Origin of the sequence: Dietzia sp. SL131, from assembly GCF_026672565.1 — a bacterium.
GTDB classification, from domain to species: Bacteria; Actinomycetota; Actinomycetes; order Mycobacteriales; family Mycobacteriaceae; genus Dietzia; species Dietzia kunjamensis.
Genome location: NZ_JAPPRI010000003.1, coordinates 737,314 through 753,113 on the forward strand (window position 1 = coordinate 737,314; position 15,800 = coordinate 753,113).

The 15,800-nt window shown below is 70.2% G+C and carries 15 protein-coding genes; 10 read left to right on the forward strand and 5 right to left on the reverse strand.

All coding sequences use genetic code 11. From position 1 onward, the window contains the following. Window positions 1-47 precede the first annotated feature (47 nt). Window positions 48-557 carry a benzoate 1,2-dioxygenase small subunit gene (gene benB / locus OVA21_RS04320; RefSeq protein ID WP_268091873.1) on the reverse strand — a complete coding sequence of 170 codons (510 nt, stop codon included), beginning with the start codon at window positions 555-557 and terminating at the stop codon, window positions 48-50. 52 nt (window positions 558-609) lie between these two features. After that, complete coding sequence (benA, locus tag OVA21_RS04325; RefSeq protein WP_206474238.1) at window positions 610-2,043, reverse strand: benzoate 1,2-dioxygenase large subunit; 1,434 nt, start codon at window positions 2,041-2,043, stop codon at window positions 610-612. 329 nt (window positions 2,044-2,372) lie between these two features. Between benA and catA the strand changes: the two genes are divergently transcribed. The 3 genes from catA (at window position 2,373) to catC (ending at window position 4,778) form a co-directional block, all read left to right on the forward strand. Then, entirely contained in the window at window positions 2,373-3,239 is an 867-nt protein-coding gene (catA, locus tag OVA21_RS04330) for a catechol 1,2-dioxygenase (RefSeq protein WP_268091874.1), read from the forward strand. A gap of 103 nt (window positions 3,240-3,342) precedes the next feature. Next, window positions 3,343-4,464: a muconate/chloromuconate family cycloisomerase gene (locus OVA21_RS04335; protein ID WP_159148430.1), complete on the forward strand. Its 1,122-nt coding sequence runs from the start codon at window positions 3,343-3,345 to the stop codon at window positions 4,462-4,464. Between the two features lie 32 nt (window positions 4,465-4,496). Further along, on the forward strand, window positions 4,497-4,778 hold the full coding sequence (gene catC / locus OVA21_RS04340) for a muconolactone Delta-isomerase (RefSeq protein WP_119193192.1): 282 nt from the start codon (window positions 4,497-4,499) through the stop codon (window positions 4,776-4,778). Window positions 4,779-4,880: 102 nt separating this feature from the next. Here catC and OVA21_RS04345 read toward each other — a convergent pair whose 3' ends face one another. From OVA21_RS04345 to pcaD, 3 genes are read right to left on the reverse strand one after another with little or no spacing between them, the layout of a single operon-like run. Further along, on the reverse strand, window positions 4,881-6,092 hold the full coding sequence (locus OVA21_RS04345) for an acetyl-CoA C-acetyltransferase (protein WP_268091875.1): 1,212 nt from the start codon (window positions 6,090-6,092) through the stop codon (window positions 4,881-4,883). Between the two features lie 20 nt (window positions 6,093-6,112). Further along, window positions 6,113-6,901 (reverse strand): IclR family transcriptional regulator, encoded by a 789-nt coding sequence (locus tag OVA21_RS04350; RefSeq protein WP_096907296.1) that lies wholly within the window; start codon window positions 6,899-6,901, stop codon window positions 6,113-6,115. Between the two features lie 35 nt (window positions 6,902-6,936). After that, complete coding sequence (pcaD, locus tag OVA21_RS04355) at window positions 6,937-7,728, reverse strand: 3-oxoadipate enol-lactonase (RefSeq protein WP_120286385.1); 792 nt, start codon at window positions 7,726-7,728, stop codon at window positions 6,937-6,939. Window positions 7,729-7,890: 162 nt separating this feature from the next. On the opposite strand from pcaD, the gene OVA21_RS04360 reads away from it, so the two are divergent. The 7 genes from OVA21_RS04360 (at window position 7,891) to ndk (ending at window position 15,637) form a co-directional block, all read left to right on the forward strand. Beyond that, window positions 7,891-8,643, forward strand: a complete 753-nt coding sequence (locus OVA21_RS04360; RefSeq protein WP_067719751.1) for a CoA transferase subunit A — start codon at window positions 7,891-7,893, stop codon at window positions 8,641-8,643. Between the two features lie 3 nt (window positions 8,644-8,646). Then, a complete protein-coding gene (locus tag OVA21_RS04365) occupies window positions 8,647-9,276 on the forward strand; it encodes a 3-oxoacid CoA-transferase subunit B (protein ID WP_067719746.1) in 630 nt (209 codons plus the stop codon). Window positions 9,277-9,390: 114 nt separating this feature from the next. Continuing rightward, window positions 9,391-10,398, forward strand: a complete 1,008-nt coding sequence (locus tag OVA21_RS04370; RefSeq protein ID WP_067719743.1) for a malate dehydrogenase — start codon at window positions 9,391-9,393, stop codon at window positions 10,396-10,398. 64 nt (window positions 10,399-10,462) lie between these two features. Then, entirely contained in the window at window positions 10,463-13,174 is a 2,712-nt protein-coding gene (locus tag OVA21_RS04375) for a valine--tRNA ligase (protein ID WP_268091876.1), read from the forward strand. Continuing rightward, window positions 13,171-14,769, forward strand: coding sequence for a bifunctional tetrahydrofolate synthase/dihydrofolate synthase (gene folC / locus OVA21_RS04380; protein ID WP_268091877.1), 1,599 nt, complete (start codon window positions 13,171-13,173; stop codon window positions 14,767-14,769). Before OVA21_RS04375 ends, folC begins: the two co-directional genes overlap by 4 nt. Continuing rightward, the gene (locus tag OVA21_RS04385) at window positions 14,766-15,179 is read left to right on the forward strand and encodes a DUF4233 domain-containing protein (RefSeq protein ID WP_067719739.1); all 414 of its coding nucleotides are present in this window, start codon (window positions 14,766-14,768) and stop codon (window positions 15,177-15,179) included. The genes folC and OVA21_RS04385 overlap by 4 nt, the downstream gene beginning before the upstream one ends. Before the next feature lie 47 nt (window positions 15,180-15,226). Beyond that, the gene (gene ndk, locus OVA21_RS04390; protein ID WP_067719736.1) at window positions 15,227-15,637 is read left to right on the forward strand and encodes a nucleoside-diphosphate kinase; all 411 of its coding nucleotides are present in this window, start codon (window positions 15,227-15,229) and stop codon (window positions 15,635-15,637) included. Window positions 15,638-15,800 lie beyond the last annotated feature (163 nt).

The following is a 15,800-nucleotide window of genomic DNA, read 5'->3' on the forward strand; positions in this document are numbered from 1 at the left end:
CCGGGTGGGTGCCGGCGCCCTGGGCGGGCGCCGGCGCGGGTGTGGGATCACACCATGTAGACGTCCACGATGTGGTGGATGTAGTCGTTCTTCAGGACCACCTTCTTGTAGGTGATCAGCGGGGACTCACCGGTGACGTCGAGGGTGTAGAAGGACGTGCCGAAATACTGGTCGGTGGTGTTGTACCGGAAGTACGACGACAACCAGTTGAAGCGGACGTCGACCTCTCCGGGCCGGCGGTCGAGCACCTCGATGTTGCTGATGAGGTGGTTCGTCCGCGGTTCCGGCAGTGACGTCGAGGAGGAGCGCTCGGTCCGGATGCGGAACACCCGGTCCTCGATACCGGCCCGGTTCGGGTAGAAGATCAACGAGATCTCCGAGTACGGGTCGGTCGTGAGCTCACCGTCGTCGTCCCAGGCGGGCATCCAGTACATCGCGTCCTCGCGGTAGCACTCGATCCACTGCTCGAACTGGCGGTCGTCGAGCAGTCGTGCCTCGCGGAACAGGAAAGTGGAGATCTCGTCGACGGAGATCGACGCCACGGCGGGTGCGGTCATGGTCAGGCCTTTCGTGGGGCGGGGGTGGGGCGTGCGGTCGACTCGGGCCGGGTCAGGCGTCGGCCGGGACGGTCGTGCGCTGCCGGGCCCGACGCTCGTCGTCCTCGCGGGCGCGGGCCTCGGCGGCATCACGGGCGGCGGTCTCGGCCTCAAGCGCGCGCTGCATGGTCTCGAGCCAGTAGGCGTGCTGGATCGGGTACAGCCCCTCGTCCTCGGTCTTGGCCCCGGAGGACAGCACGTTCTCCATGCCCAGACCGCGGGCGGTCTCGTCCGGGCCGGTGATCTGGTGGGTGCTGCCGCGGGTCATGTCGTTCCACGGCGCGACGTCCGCCAGGTAGGTCTTCTGGCAGGACCGGAACTCCTCCAGGTCGTCCGGGGTCGCCATCCCGGTGGCGTTGAAGAAGTCCTCGTACTGACGGATCCGGGCCGCGCGGTTCTCGGCGCTCTCGCCCTTGGGGGCGATGCAGTAGATCGTCACCTCGGTCTTGTCCACCGAGACGGGCTTGAAGTGCCGGATCTGACTCGAGAACTGGTCCATCAGGTACACGTTCGGGTACAGGCACAGGTTGCGGGAGGCTCCCACCATGAACTCGGCCTTCTTGGTGCCGATCTGGTCGGCGAGCTCCTGGCGGCGGTCCCACAGCGGCCGGTCCTCGGGGTTGCCCCACCACATCCACAGGAGCAGGTGGCCGTGCTCGAACGACCAGTAGCCGCCGCCCTGCTTGCCCCAGGTGCCGGCGTCCATCGCCTTGGTCTCGTTCTTGGACTCACCCGACGAGCGGCGCGCGGTGGTCGCCGCGTAGTTCCAGTGGGTGGCCGACACGTGGTAACCGTCGGCCCCGTTCTCGGCCTGGAGCTTCCAGTTGCCGTCGAAGGTGTAGGTGGACGAGCCGCGCAGGACCTCCAGTCCCTCGGGGGACTGGTCGACCAGCATGTCGATGATGGTGCGACTGTCACCGAGGTGCTCCTCCAGCGGGAGCACGTCCGGGTTGAGGCTGCCGAACAGGAACCCGCGGTAGCTCTCGAAGCGTGCCACGCGACGCAGGTCGTGCGAGCCGTCGGTGTTGAACTGCTCGGGGTACCCGGCGTCCCGCGGGTCCTTGACCTTCAGCAGCTCCCCGGAGTTGGAGAACGTCCAGCCGTGGAACGGGCAGGTCAGGGTGGTGCGGTTGTCGGTCTTGCGCCGGCAGAGCATAGCGCCGCGGTGGGAGCAGGCGTTGATCAGGCAGTTGAGCTGCCCGTCCTTGCCGCGGGTGATCACGACGGGCTGGCGGCCGATGTCGGTGGTGAAGTAGTCGCCGACCTCCGGGATTTGGCTCTCGTGCGCCAGGTAGACCCAGTTGCCCTCGAAGATGTGCTTCATCTCGAGTTCGAAGATCTCCTCGTCCGTGAAGATGCGACGGTTGGCGCGGATGATGCCGTCCGCGGGCCGGTCCTCGAGTGCGGTCTCGAGGGTGGCCTGGACGTGGTCGAGTCGATCTGACATCGAGGGCTCCTAGCGTGGGTCGGTTCCTGCCGCGACGTTGCGGCCTGCTGCCGGTGTTCCTCCACGGTGCCCTACTGTGTCTTCGATCACACTAGGGCTCTTCCTAGTCATACCTAGGTGTGCCGCGTTCGCAATGCGAACACTTTGCACGCCTCAGGCGCGAGACCTGCGCTATTGCCTGAAAAGTGTTCGCTTCGCGCACGAGATGTCCTCTACATATGTTGTAGGCGGTGATTGACGACACATCGAATGCGGCGCACAGTAGGGACATCGACCGGGCCCCACCGGTCCGATCCGACCCCCACCCCGACCCCACCAGAGGGAGCGTCATGACCAGCACCGCAGTGCCCACCGCCGCCGGCTCCGGCTCCGCCGCGACGGACAAGTTCAAGGGCAGCCGCTTCACGTCCGACACGAGCACCGAGCGTGCGGCCGCCATCTACAAGGACGTGCTCACCAAGCTGTCCGAGGTGATCTTCGAGCACGAGGTCACCTACGACGAGTACCGCGTCCTCAAGCAGTGGCTCATCGAGGTCGGCGAGGGTGGCGAATGGCCGCTCTGGCTGGACGTCTTCCTGGAGCACTTCATCGAGGACTCCAACAGCCGCATCTTCAACGGGACCAAGGGTTCCATCGAGGGCCCCTACTACGTGCCGAACGCCCCGGACCTCGGTGCCAAGGGCGTCATGCCGATGCGCGAGGACGAGAAGGGCACGCAGTTCGTGTTCAAGGGCCAGGTCCGCGACCTGGACGGCACGGGCATCGAGGGCGCGTCCGTCGAGCTGTGGCACGCCGACGCCGACGGCTACTACTCGCAGTTCGACGACGGCATGGGCATCCCGGAGTGGAACCTGCGCGGAACCTTCACCACGGACGCCGAGGGCAACTTCCACATCACCACGGTCCAGCCGGCCCCGTACCAGATCCCGCACGACGGACCGACCGGCGAGTTCATCGCCAGCTACGGTGGCCACCCGTGGCGTCCGGCGCACCTGCACCTGAAGGTCACCGCCCCGGGCAAGCGCCTCATCACCACCCAGCTGTACTTCCAGGGTGGAAAGTGGGTCGAGGACGACGTGGCCGGTGCCGTCAAGCCCGAGCTGATCCTGGACCCGAAGCCCAACGCGGACGGGATCGACGAGGTCGTCTACGACTTCGTCCTGGACCCCGTCTCCGAGAAGCGTTTCGTGGCCTGACCGGCGACGACCTCGTCTGCAATCCCCGCCCGCCCCGGCCGCCACGAGCGGCCGGGGCGTCGGCGGTCGATCCGGCCGGACCACCAACACGAAGGGCTCGACGATGTCTGACCTGACCATCCGTTCCGTGGAGACACGGATCCTCGACGTGCCGCTCATCAGGCCGCACAAGTTCGCCACCACCACCGCCACCGCCCAGTCGATCCTGCTCGTGGCGGTCACCACCGAGTCCGGGGTCGTGGGCTACGGCGAAGGCGTCACACCGGGCGGCCCCTGGTGGGGAGGCGAGTCCGCCGAGACCATGCAGGTCCTGGTGGAGAAGTATCTGGCCCCCGTGGCCGTCGGTCGGCGGGTCGACGAGATCCCCGCCGTCCTCGAGGCGATGGAGGGCGTGGTGGCCCGCGGCCGTTTCGCCAAGGCCTCCCTCGAGATCGCCATGTTCGACGCGTGGGCCCGGTCGCTTGACGTACCCGTGCGCTCGCTGCTCGGCGGAGCGGTCCGCGACTCGATCGAGTGCACGTGGGCCCTGGGCGCGATGCCGCTCGAGGAGATGGTCGAGGAGATCGACGAGCTCCTCGCCGCGGACCGTCACCGCACGTTCAAGCTGAAGATGGGCGCCCTGGACCCGGCCGAGGACGTCGCCCGCATCGCGGCGCTGGCCGAGCGCCTCGACGGGCGGGCGGGCCTTCGGGTGGACATCAACGCACGCTGGGACCGGTTCACCGCGAACGTCCACCTCCCGGCGCTCGTCGAGGCCGGCATCGAGCTGATCGAGCAGCCGACCCCCACCGAGCAGATCGAGGTGCTGGCCGAGCTCAACCGCTCGCTGCCGGTGCAGTTCATGGCCGACGAGTCGGTCCAGTCCCCGCACGACGCCCTCGAGGTGGCACGCCGGGACGCGGCCGGGGTGATCGCGGTGAAGACCACCAAGCTCGGTGGACTGACCCGGGGCAAGGAGGTCGTGGCGATCGCCCGCGCGGCCGGGATCGCCTGCCACGCCGCCACGTCGCTCGAGGGGCCGATCGGGACCGTCGCCTCACTGCATCTCGCGTGCGCCGAGCCCGGTTTCAACTACGGCTCGGAGCTCTTCGGGCCGCTGCTGCTCGCCGAGACCTACGTGACCACCCCGATCCGCTACGAGGCCGGCCGGGTCCACCTGCCGTCCGGGCCCGGGCTGGGCGTCGAGCTCGACCACGACGCCGTCGACAAGTTCACCCGCCGCTGACCGCTGCACCACACGAGAAGGAGAGCCCGACGATGGCACTGTTCCACGTCCGCATGGACGTCAACATCCCCAATGACCTGGACCCCGAGGTCCGCGCCGACACCCTGGCCCGTGAGAAGGCCTACAGCCAGGAGCTGCAGCGCTCCGGAACGTGGCGGGAGCTGTGGCGCATCGTGGGCCGGTACTCGAACATCAGCATCTTCGATGTCGAGTCCGGCGACGAACTGCACGAGATCCTCCAGGGGCTGCCGCTGTTCCCGTACATGGACATCGAGGTCATGGCCCTGACGCGGCACCCGTCGCGAATCGAGTGATCGCGCCGGGCTGACCGCCCGGGAACTCCCGTCCCGCGGAAGACGACGAGGCCGCCCGCCCCGAAAGGGGCGGGCGGCCTCGTCGCGCGGGAGGTGTGTCGGTCAGACGCGCTCGAACACCGCCGCGAGCCCCTGGCCGCCTCCGATGCACATGGTCTCCAGGCCCCACTGCGCGTCGCGGCGCACCATCTCGCGCGACAGGGTGGCGAGCATGCGCGCCCCGGTGGCGCCGACGGGGTGGCCCAGGGAGATGCCGGAGCCGTGCGGGTTGAGGTGCTCGGAGGTGGGGTCGAGGTCCCACTCGCGCATCACGGACAGGGCCTGCGCGGCGAACGCCTCGTTGAGCTCGATGACATCCATGTCGGCGAGCGTGAGGCCGAGTCGGTCGAGCGCCTTGGCGGTGGCGGGGACCGGCCCGATGCCCATCGTCTCCGGTGCCACGCCCGCGACGGCCCACGAGGCAAGGCGGACCAGGGGGGTCAGTCCGAGGGAGGCGGCCCTGTCCGCGGTAGTGACGATGCACATCGCGGCACCGTCGTTCTGGCCGGAGGCGTTCCCGGCGGTCACGGTGGCCTCCGGGTCGGTGCGGCCCATGATGGGCCGCAGGCGCGCCAGCGCCTCGACGGAACTGTCGGCACGGGGATGCTCGTCGGTGTCGACGACGAGGTCGTCACCCTTGCGCTGCGGAACGGTCACCGGGACGATCTCCTCGGCGAACGCCCCGGACTCCTGCGCGGCCACGGCCCGCTGGTGGGACTGCACGGCCAACCGGTCCTGCTCGTCCCGGCTGATGCCGTACTCACGACGGAGGTTCTCGGCGGTCTCGATCATCCCGCCGTCGATGATGTGCGAGCGTCCGCCGACGGTCGTGCGAGCCCGGCCGAGACGGTCGACCAGCGAGATCCCGTCCCCGCGGATGCCCCAGCGGGGGCTCGGGGAAGCGTAGAACTCCACCTGGCTCATCGACTCGACGCCGCCGGCGACCACGAGGTCCATGCCGCCGGAGGCGACCTGGAGTGCGCCGGTGATGATCGCCTGGAGTCCGGAGCCGCAGCGCCGGTCGAGTTGCATGCCCGGCACGTCGATCCCCAGGGGGGAGTCGAGTGCGGCGATGCGGCCGATGGCGGGCCCCTCGCCGTTCGGGGAGCCCTGTCCCAGCACCACGTCGTCGACGTCGGCTCCGGTCAGGCCGGTGCGCTCGACGAGGGCGGTGAGCAGGCCGGTGGCCAGGGTGTTCGCGTCCAGGTCGCGGAACACCCCGCCAAAGCGTCCCACGGGGGTGCGCAGGGGTTGGCAGATGACGACGTCACGCATGGATTTTCCTCAGTTCGGGTTCAGCGGTTGACGATGGCGAGGTCGGCCGACAGTGCGCGGGCGGTGGCCAGCAGTTCGGGGATGACCTCGCCTGTGAGCTGGTCGGGGGAGTAGCGGGCGGCGTGGGTGGAGACGTTGAGGGCCGCGCTGACCGCGCCGTGGCGGTCGTGGACCGGTGCGGCCACCGAGCGCAGGCCGGGCTCGAGTTCCTGGTCGACGACGCACCACCCGCGCTCGGCCACCCGCGCCAGCTCCGCGCGGAGCGCTGACTCGTCGGCGAGGCCGTGGGGGGTGAGCGCCCGCAGGTCCGTCGCGGCGAGGTAGGCGTCGAGGTCCTCGGCGGGGAGCGAGGCGAGCAGGACCCGCCCCATCGACGTGGCGTAGGCGGGGAACCGGGTTCCGATGGTGATGCCGATGGTCATGATGCGACGCACCTGGACGCGCCCCACGTAGACGATGTCGGGGCCGTCGAGCACCGCCACGGACGAGGATTCGCCGAGTCGCGAGCTGAGCTTCTCCAGGTGCGGTTGGGCGAGATCGGTCAGCGGGAGCGCCGACAGGTAGCTGTACCCGAGGTCGAGGACCCGGGGGGTGAGCCAGAAGACCGAGTCGGCCGTGTCCACGTAGCCCAGTTCGACGAGGGTGTGGAGGAAGCGGCGGGCGGTCGCCCGGGTCAGTCCGGTGTTGCGCGCGACGTCACTGAGGGTCTGGCGTGGCTGGCGGGCGTCGAATGCCCGGATGACCGCCAGGCCGCGCGCGAGCGACTGGACGAAGTCGGGGGAGGCCGGGCGGTCGCCGCCGTCGTCCACGGACCCGGCCGGGGTCGACACCACGTCGGGGCGGGTCACGCCGCGCCCGTGTTCCGTGCGGCGTCGAGGTGTCGGCGGAGCACGTCGGTGATGCGGTCAGGGATCTCGACGGTGGGCACGTGGGCCGCCGGGGAGACGACGACGAAGTCCGCTCCGGGCACCCCGTCGGCGATCTCGCGCAGTACCTCCGGGGGAGTGGAGGGGTCCTCGTCCCCCGCGAGCACGAGGGTGGGGCAGGAGATCCGACCCAGCTCGGCGCGGTTGTCCCAGCCGGCCAGCGCGTCGCAGCAGGAGGCGTATCCCTCGGCCGGGGTGCCCAGGACCATCTCGCGGAGCCCGGCGACCAGCTCGGGCTCGGCCTCGGCCCGCGCGGCGGTGATCCACCGTGCGACGACGGCGTCGGCGACCGCGGCCGTCCCGCCCTCGCGGACCGCGGTGGCGCGATCGGCCCAGCCGGACGGTTCACCGAACTTCGCGGCGGTGCACAGGAGGGCGGTGGAGAGCACGCGGGTGGGTTCGTGGACGGCGAGCCACTGGGCCACCGCGCCACCGAGCGAGAGTCCGGCCACGTGGAACCGGTCCACGTCGATCGAGTCGAGCAGGGCCAGAACGTCGGCGGCCAGGTCGGCGATCGTGCAGGGGCCGGGGACGACCTCGGACGTGCCGTGGCCCCGGTGGTCCACCGCGACCACGGTGTGGTCGCGGGACAGGTCCCGGGCCTGCGCGTCCCACATCGAACGGTCGGACCCGAGTGATCCGAGGAGGACGAGGACGGGGGTGTCGGCGGACCGGGGTCCGCTGACCTCGTGGGACAGGGTGGCGGGCATGGTGTCGGTCCTCTCGTGCGTCTGGTCGCGGGCGGTGCGTTGCGTGGTGTGTGGTGCGCTCGGGCGCAGGCGCTCCACGTCGGTACCTGACCCACGATACCCGCATATCGTACGAGGAGCGAACACTTGTACAATATGCGAACACTGGATAGGGTTCGTGACATGACCAACAAGATCTTCTCGTCGGCCGCGGACGCGGTCGCGGACATCCCCGACGGTGCCTCCCTGGCCGTGGGCGGGTTCGGTCTGGTCGGCATCCCCGCCGTCCTCATCGACGCGCTCCTCGAGCAGGGCGCCACCGACCTGAGCACGGTGAGCAACAACTGCGGCACCGACGGTTTCGGCCTGGGCAAGCTTCTGGAATCGCACCGGATCACCCGGACCACGGCCTCGTATGTCGGCGCCAACAAGGAGTTCGCCCGCCAGTACCTCTCCGGCGAGCTCGAGGTGGAGCTCACGCCGCAGGGCACGCTCGCCGAGCGCATGCGGGCCGGAGGCGCCGGCATCCCCGCCTTCTACACCCCGGCCGGCGTCGGCACGATGGTCGCCGACGGGGGCCTGCCGCTGCGTTATGACGGCGAGGGGGGCGTCGCCAAGGCGTCCGAGCCCAAGGAGGTCCGGGTCTTCGACGGCGAACAGTACGTCCTCGAGCGCGGGATCGTCACCGACTTCGCCCTGGTCCACGCCCACAGGGCCGACACCGTGGGCAACCTGCAGTTCCGTGGGACGGCTCGCAACTTCAACCCGGACGTGGCCATGGCCGGTCGGATCACGATCGTGCAGGCCGAGGAGGTCGTCGAGCCGGGCGGGATCGACCCGGCCAACGTCCACATCCCCGGCATCTTCGTCCAACGGATCGTCGAGGTCGGCCGCCAGGAGACCGGCGTCGAGATCCGCACCACCAGGGAGGCCTGAGCCATGAGCTGGACCCACGAGCAGATGGCGGCTCGCATCGCCGCGGATTTCACCGACGGCCAGTACGTCAACCTCGGTATCGGTATGCCCACCCTCATCCCCGGATATCTTCCCGAGAGTGTGCAGGTGACCCTCCACTCGGAGAACGGCATCCTCGGCGTCGGGCCGTACCCGACGGACGACGAGCTCGACCCCGAGATGATCAACGCAGGCAAGGAGACCATCACCGCCGAGGCGGGGGCGGCGTTCTTCTCGTCGTCGGAGTCCTTCGCCATGATCCGCGGCGGTCACGTCGACGTCGCCGTCCTCGGCGCTATGCAGGTCTCGCAGTCCGGCGACCTGTCCAACTGGATGGTCCCCGGCGCCATGGTCAAGGGCATGGGCGGTGCGATGGACCTCGTCCACGGCGCCGACCGCGTGATCGTGATGATGGACCACGTCACCCGCAAGGGCGACCTCAAGCTCATGCAGGAGAACACGCTCCCGTACACGGGCAAGGGCTGCGTCCAGCGGGTCGTCACCGACCTGTGCGTCCTCGACATCGCGCCGGAGGGCTTCCGACTCGTCGAACTGGCGCCGGACGTGACCATCGACGAGGTCCGCCGGAAGACGGGCGCCGAGATCCACGCCTGAGTCGACGCTCGGGTGGACGTCAGGTGTACACCGCCCGCGGAGGCGGGAGGCGGGGTCGGATTCTCACTACTGTGGGAACCGACCCCGTCGTCGTCCCCGGAAGGTCCGTCCCACATGAGCACCTCCACCCCGGTCACCGCCACCCCGGCCACCGTGACCGTCACCGGCGCCGCCGGAAAGATCGCCTACTCGTTGCTGTTCCGTCTCGCCTCCGGGCTGGTGTTCGGGCCCGGGACCCCGGTCCGCCTGCGTCTGCTCGACATCCCGTCGGCCGTGGTCGCGGCGGAGGGCGTCGCGATGGAGATCGAGGACTGCGCTCTCCCGCTGGTCGAGTCGATCGAGATCACCGACGACGTGGACACCGCGTTCGACGGCGCCAACGCGGCATTCCTGGTGGGCGCCAGGCCGCGCGGCAAGGGGATGGAGCGCGCCGACCTGCTCACCGCCAACGGGGCGATCTTCCGGGAACAGGGCCGCGCCATCAACGCCCACGCCGCCGACGACGTGCGGGTGGTGGTGGTGGGCAACCCCGCCAACACCAACGCCTACATCGCCCACCGACACGCGCCCGACGTCCCCGCCGGTCGCTTCACCGCCCTGATGCGGCTCGACCACAACCGCGCGCTCAGCCAGCTCGCCACCCGGCTGGGAGCGCCGGTCGCCGACCTGGACGGGGTGGTGGTCTGGGGCAACCACTCGGCCACCCAGTTCCCCGACGTGTCGTACCTGACGCGACGGGGCGAGCCGGTCACTTCCGGGCTCGACGAGGAGTGGTTGGCTGACACGTTCATCCCGCGGGTCGCGAACCGGGGAGCCGAGATCATCTCGGTGCGCGGATCGTCGTCGGCCGCCTCGGCCGCCGGCGCGGCGGTCGACCAGATGCGCGACTGGGTGCACGGCACCAGTGGGGAGAGCTGGACCACGGTCGCACTGCCGTCGGAGGGGCAGTACGGGACCGTGCCGGGTGTGGTGACGGGGTTGCCCTGCCGCAGCCGCGGCGCGGAGTGGGAGGTCGTCGAAGGACTGGCGATCGGGGACTTCCAACGAGCCCGCATCGACGCGTCGGTGGCGGAACTGGTCTCGGAGCGTGACGCCGTTCACGGACTGGGACTGGCCGACTGACCTCGGGTGCACCGGGGCTGACGGCGTGTGCCGGGCCCCGGCGTCCACGGCCTAGGATGGTCGGGTGACGACTCCAGCTTCTGCCTCCCCGAACACCGACCGCGCGGACGCCCTGCCCGCCTCCTGGAACCCAGGTGAGGTGGAAGGCGGGCTGTACCAGCGCTGGGTGGAGGCCGGCTACTTCGAGGCCGACCCGTCCAGCGACAAGCCCGCCTACTCGGTGGTGTTGCCGCCGCCCAACGTCACGGGCAGCCTGCACATGGGCCACGCGCTCGACCACACCCTCATGGACGTGCTCACGCGGCGCAAGCGCATGCAGGGCTTCGAGGTCCTGTGGCTGCCCGGCATGGACCATGCCGGGATCGCCACGCAGACCCTCGTGGACCGCAAGCTCCGCGACGAGGGGATCGACCGCCACGAGATCGGCCGCGAGGCGTTCATCGAGAAGGTCTGGGAATGGAAGCGCGAGTCCGGTGGGACCATCGGGGAGCAGATGCGTCGCCTCGGCGACGGTGTCGACTGGTCGCGTGAGCGGTTCACCCTCGACGACGGACTGTCGCGCGCGGTGCAGACCATCTTCAAGGAGCTGTACGACAACGGTCTGATCTACCGCGCCGAGCGACTGGTCAACTGGTCGCCCACCCTGCAGACCGCGATCTCGGACATCGAGGTCAAGTACGCGGACGTCGAGGGCGAGCTGGTGAGCTTCCGCTACGGCTCGATGGACGATTCCGAGCCGCACCTGGTCGTGGCCACGACCCGGCTCGAGACGATGCTCGGTGACACCGCGATCGCCGTCCATCCCTCCGACGAGCGCTACGCGCACCTGGTGGGCACCGAGATCCCGCACCCGTTCCGCGACGGGTGGACCATGCGCGTGGTCGCGGACGACTACGTCGATCCCGAGTTCGGGACCGGCGCCGTGAAGGTCACGCCCGCGCACGACCCCAACGACTTCGCGATCGGCCAGCGTCACGGCCTCGAGATGCCCACGATCATGGACGCCACCGGCCACATCACCGGGACCGGGACCCGCTACGACGGGATGGACCGTTTCGACGCCCGCAAGGCCGTCCGGGAGGACCTCGCAGAACAGGGACGCATCGTCAAGGAGGTGCGTCCGTACCTGCACTCGGTGGGCCACTCCGAACGGTCCGGTGAGCCGATCGAGCCGCGGCTGTCGCTCCAGTGGTGGGTGCGGGTCGAGGAACTGGCGAGGATGGCCGGGGACGCCGTGCGCGACGGTGACACGGTGATCCACCCGACGAGCCAGGAACCGCGCTGGTTCGACTGGGTCGACGACATGCACGACTGGTGCATCTCCCGACAGTTGTGGTGGGGTCACCGCATCCCGATCTGGTACGGCCCCGACGGCGAGGTGGTCTGCGTGGGACCCGGCGAGGAGCCGCCCGCCGGATACTCCCAGGACACCGACGTGCTCGACACGTGGTTCTCCTCCGGACTGTGGCCGTTCTCCACCATGGGCTGGCCCGATCGCACCGCCGACCTCGAGCGGTTCTACCCCACGTCCGTCCTGGTCACCGGGTACGACATCCTCTTCTTCTGGGTGGCGCGGATGATGATGTTCGGCACCTTCGTGGGCCGGACCCTCACCGGCGACACGGCCGCTCCGGGGAAGGTTCCGTTCACCGACGTCTTCCTCCACGGCCTCGTGCGCGACGAGCACGGCCAGAAGATGTCCAAGTCCAAGGGCAACGGGATCGACCCCTTGGACTGGGTGGACCGCTTCGGCGCCGACGCGCTGCGCTTCACCCTGGCCCGCGGGGCCAACCCGGGCGGCGACCTGTCGGTCGGGGACGACGCCGCCCAGGCGTCCCGCAATTTCGCCACCAAGCTGTTCAACGCCACCCGCTTCGCGCTGATGAACGGGGCGAAGGTGGGCGAACTGCCCGCCGCGTCCGCGCTCACCGACGCCGACCGGTGGATCCTGCACCGCCTCGGGGAGGTGCGGGTGGGCGTCGACGACGCGCTGGACCGCTACGAGTTCTCCAAGGCGTGCGAGGCCCTGTACCACTTCGCCTGGGACGAGGTGTGCGACTGGTACCTCGAGCTCGCGAAGGTCCAGTTCGGGTCGGACGACGACGCGCGCGCCTCCGAGCGGGCCGAGAACACGAGACTCGTCCTCGGACACGTGTTGGACGTCCTCATGCGGATGCTGCACCCGGTCATCCCGTTCGTCACGGAGACGCTGTGGACGGCACTGACCGGGCGGGAGTCCGTGGTGGTCGCGGACTGGCCCACCGACGTGGCGCCCGCCGATGACGCCACGGAGCCGGTCCGCCGCGTGGCCGACGCCCAGACCCTCGTCACCGAGATCCGGCGGTTCCGCTCCGACCAGGGCCTCAAGCCCGGTCAGCGGGTGCCGGCACGGATCTCCGGCGTGGACGCCGCCGACCTGCCGGCGGACCTGCTCGCCCAGGTGTGCGCGCTCGCCCGGCTGACCCCGGCCGCCGAGGACTTCACCGCGACGGCCTCGCTCGAGGTCCGGCTCGGGTTGTCGACGGTGGACGTGGAGATCGACACCTCCGGGACGATCGACCTCGCCGCCGAGCGACGCCGGTTGGAGAAGGATCTCGCCGCCGCACGCAAGGAACTCGAGACCACCGGTGCCAAACTCGGCAACGAGGCGTTCCTGGGCAAGGCGCCCGACCATGTCGTCGACAAGATCCGCGGCCGCCGCGACCTCGCGGAGGCCGAGGTCGCCCGGATCACCGCCCGCCTCGAGTCGATGCCGGCAGGAAGTGACCCCGCGTGAGCGATCGACAGTGGCTCCCGCCGCACGACCCGAGCGAGGGGTGGGACACCCCGACCGAGGAGGATGTCGCCGAGATGCTCGGCGAGGACGGCCTCGTCTCGGGCGTCCCGCTCGGTGGTCCGATCCCGGGTGACGAGGACGGCGACGGCGATGATCACCTGCCGCCGCGCCCGGTCCCCGAGGTCGGCAGCCCCGAATGGCAGGCCGACGCGGCCGACCTGGCCGCGGTCGAGGAGGAACTGGCGACCCGCTGGCCGGAATCCCGCCTCGAGCCGAGCCTGGACCGGATCGCCGAGCTGATGTCCGTGCTCGGCGATCCGCAGCACGCGTACCCCGTGGTCCACGTGGCGGGCACCAACGGCAAGACATCGGTCACGCGGATGGTCGACGCGCTGCTGCGGGCCCTGCACCAGCGCACCGGACGCAACTCCAGCCCCCACCTGCAGAGCGTCACCGAGCGCATCGCGCTCGACGGGGAGCCGGTCACCGCCCGCACCTTCGTGGACACCTACCGCGAACTCCAGCCCTATCTCGAGCTCGTCGACCAGCGGTCCGAGGAGGCCGGCGGCCCACGGATGAGCTACTTCGAGGTGCTGACCGCGATGGCGTTCGCCGCGTTCGCCGACGCACCGGTCGAGGTGGCGGTCGTGGAGACGGGGATGGGCGGGACGTGGGACGCCACGAACGTGGTCCGGCCCGCCGTCGCCGTGATCACCCCCGTCGGCCTGGACCACACCGACTACCTGGGCGAGGACCTCGCGACGATCGCGGGGGAGAAGGCCGGGATCATCCAGCCGGGCCCGGAGGACGATCTGCTGCCGCGGGACCCGATCGCCGTGATCGGGCGCCAGGAGCCCGAGGCCATGGACGTCCTGTTGCGTCGCGCCGTGGAGGTGGGCGCGGTCGTCGCCCGCCTCGGTTCGGAGTTCGACGTGGTCGAACGGCGGGTCGCCGTCGGTGGCCAGCAGCTCACCCTGCGAGGCCTCGGGGGCGAGTACCCCGAGGTGTTCCTCCCGCTGTTCGGGGAGCACCAGGCCGAGAACGCCGCGACCGCGCTCGCGGCCGTCGAGGCGTTCTTCGGCGCGGGACCGGACAGGGCCCTGGACCCGGAACTCATCCGTGCCGGCTTCGCGGCGGTCGACAATCCCGGGCGCCTCGAGCGGCTCAGCTCCAGCCCCACCGTCCTGGTGGACGCCGCCCACAACGGACACGGCGGACGCGCACTCGCCGAGGCGGTCACCTCGGAGTTCGACTTCAAGCGGCTGGTCGCCGTGGTCGCGATGCTCGACGGCAAGGACGCCGACGCGTTCCTCGCCGCACTCGAGCCGGTGGTGGAGGAGGTCGTCGTCACCCGGGCCGCCTCACCGCGCGCGATGGACCCGGGCGACCTTGCTCGCATCGCCGAGGAGCGGTTCACCGCCCAGCGCGTCCACGTCGTGGACACCCTGCCCGACGCGGTCAGCGCGGCCCTCGACCTGGTCGGGGTCCCGGATCCGACCGCGGACGACGACGTCTCGGGCGTCGGCGTGCTCATCACGGGTTCCGTGGTGACCGCCGGGGCCGCCCGCAGCCTGTTCGGAAAGGACGCACAGTGACCGACCCGACCCCCGGCCCCCGGGGCGCCGCGCACGAGCCCTCGGTGGACCCGTGGAAGGGGCTGCGGGGCATCATGGCCGGCACCCTCGTGCTCGAGGCGATCGTGATCGGTCTGGTGCTGACGGTCATCGCCCGGCTCGACGGCGGCGCCCACTTCCAACCGTGGAAGGTGTGGTTCGTCAGCCTCCTCGCAGTCGCGATGCTCGTGGCCAGTGGACTCCAGCGCAAGCCCTGGGCGATCCCGCTGAACCTCACGCTCGCGGGTCTGGCCGTCGCCGGCTGGGCCGTGCACTGGTCGATGGGGGTCTGCGGGCTCATGTTCGCCGCGGTCTGGGCGTACATCCTGTACCTGCGCCGGGACCTGACCCGCCGGATGGCCGGCGGCTATCTGCCCAGCCAGCACGACTGACGGCTCCGGACGGTCGGCGTGGACACCGGGCTTGTAGGATCGCCCTCGTGACCGAGAGAACTTTCTTCCTCATCAAGCCCGACGGTGTCGAGCGCGCGCTGACCGGGACCATCCTGGCCCGTATCGAGGCCAAGGGCCTCAAGATCGTCGCCATGGACATGCGTCAGGTGTCCCGGGAGACGGCGGCCGAGCACTACGCCGAGCACTCCGAGCGTCCGTTCTACGGGGACCTGCTCGAGTTCATCACCTCCGGTCCGGTCGTCGCCGGCGTGCTCGAGGGCCCCCGGGCGATCGCCGCGTGGCGTCAGCTCGCCGGGGGCACCGACCCTGTGGAGAAGGCCGCGCCCGGCTCCATCCGTGGCGACTTCGGTCTCGAGACCCAGTTCAACCTCGTCCACGGCTCGGACTCCGAGGAGTCCGCCGCCAGTGAGATCGCGCTCTGGTTCCCCGGTCTGTAGATCCCCGTCCTCCCGCAGTGATCGAGCTGCGCGCGCCCGTCGGCCCCGAGGCCCGGCGGGCGCGTTTGCGTTCGGTGGTGCCGGGCGACGACGTTTCGGCGGCGGGTGTGGGAGAATGGTCGAAGCCCATCCTGGCGAGTGGACCACCAGTCCGCCCCGGAAC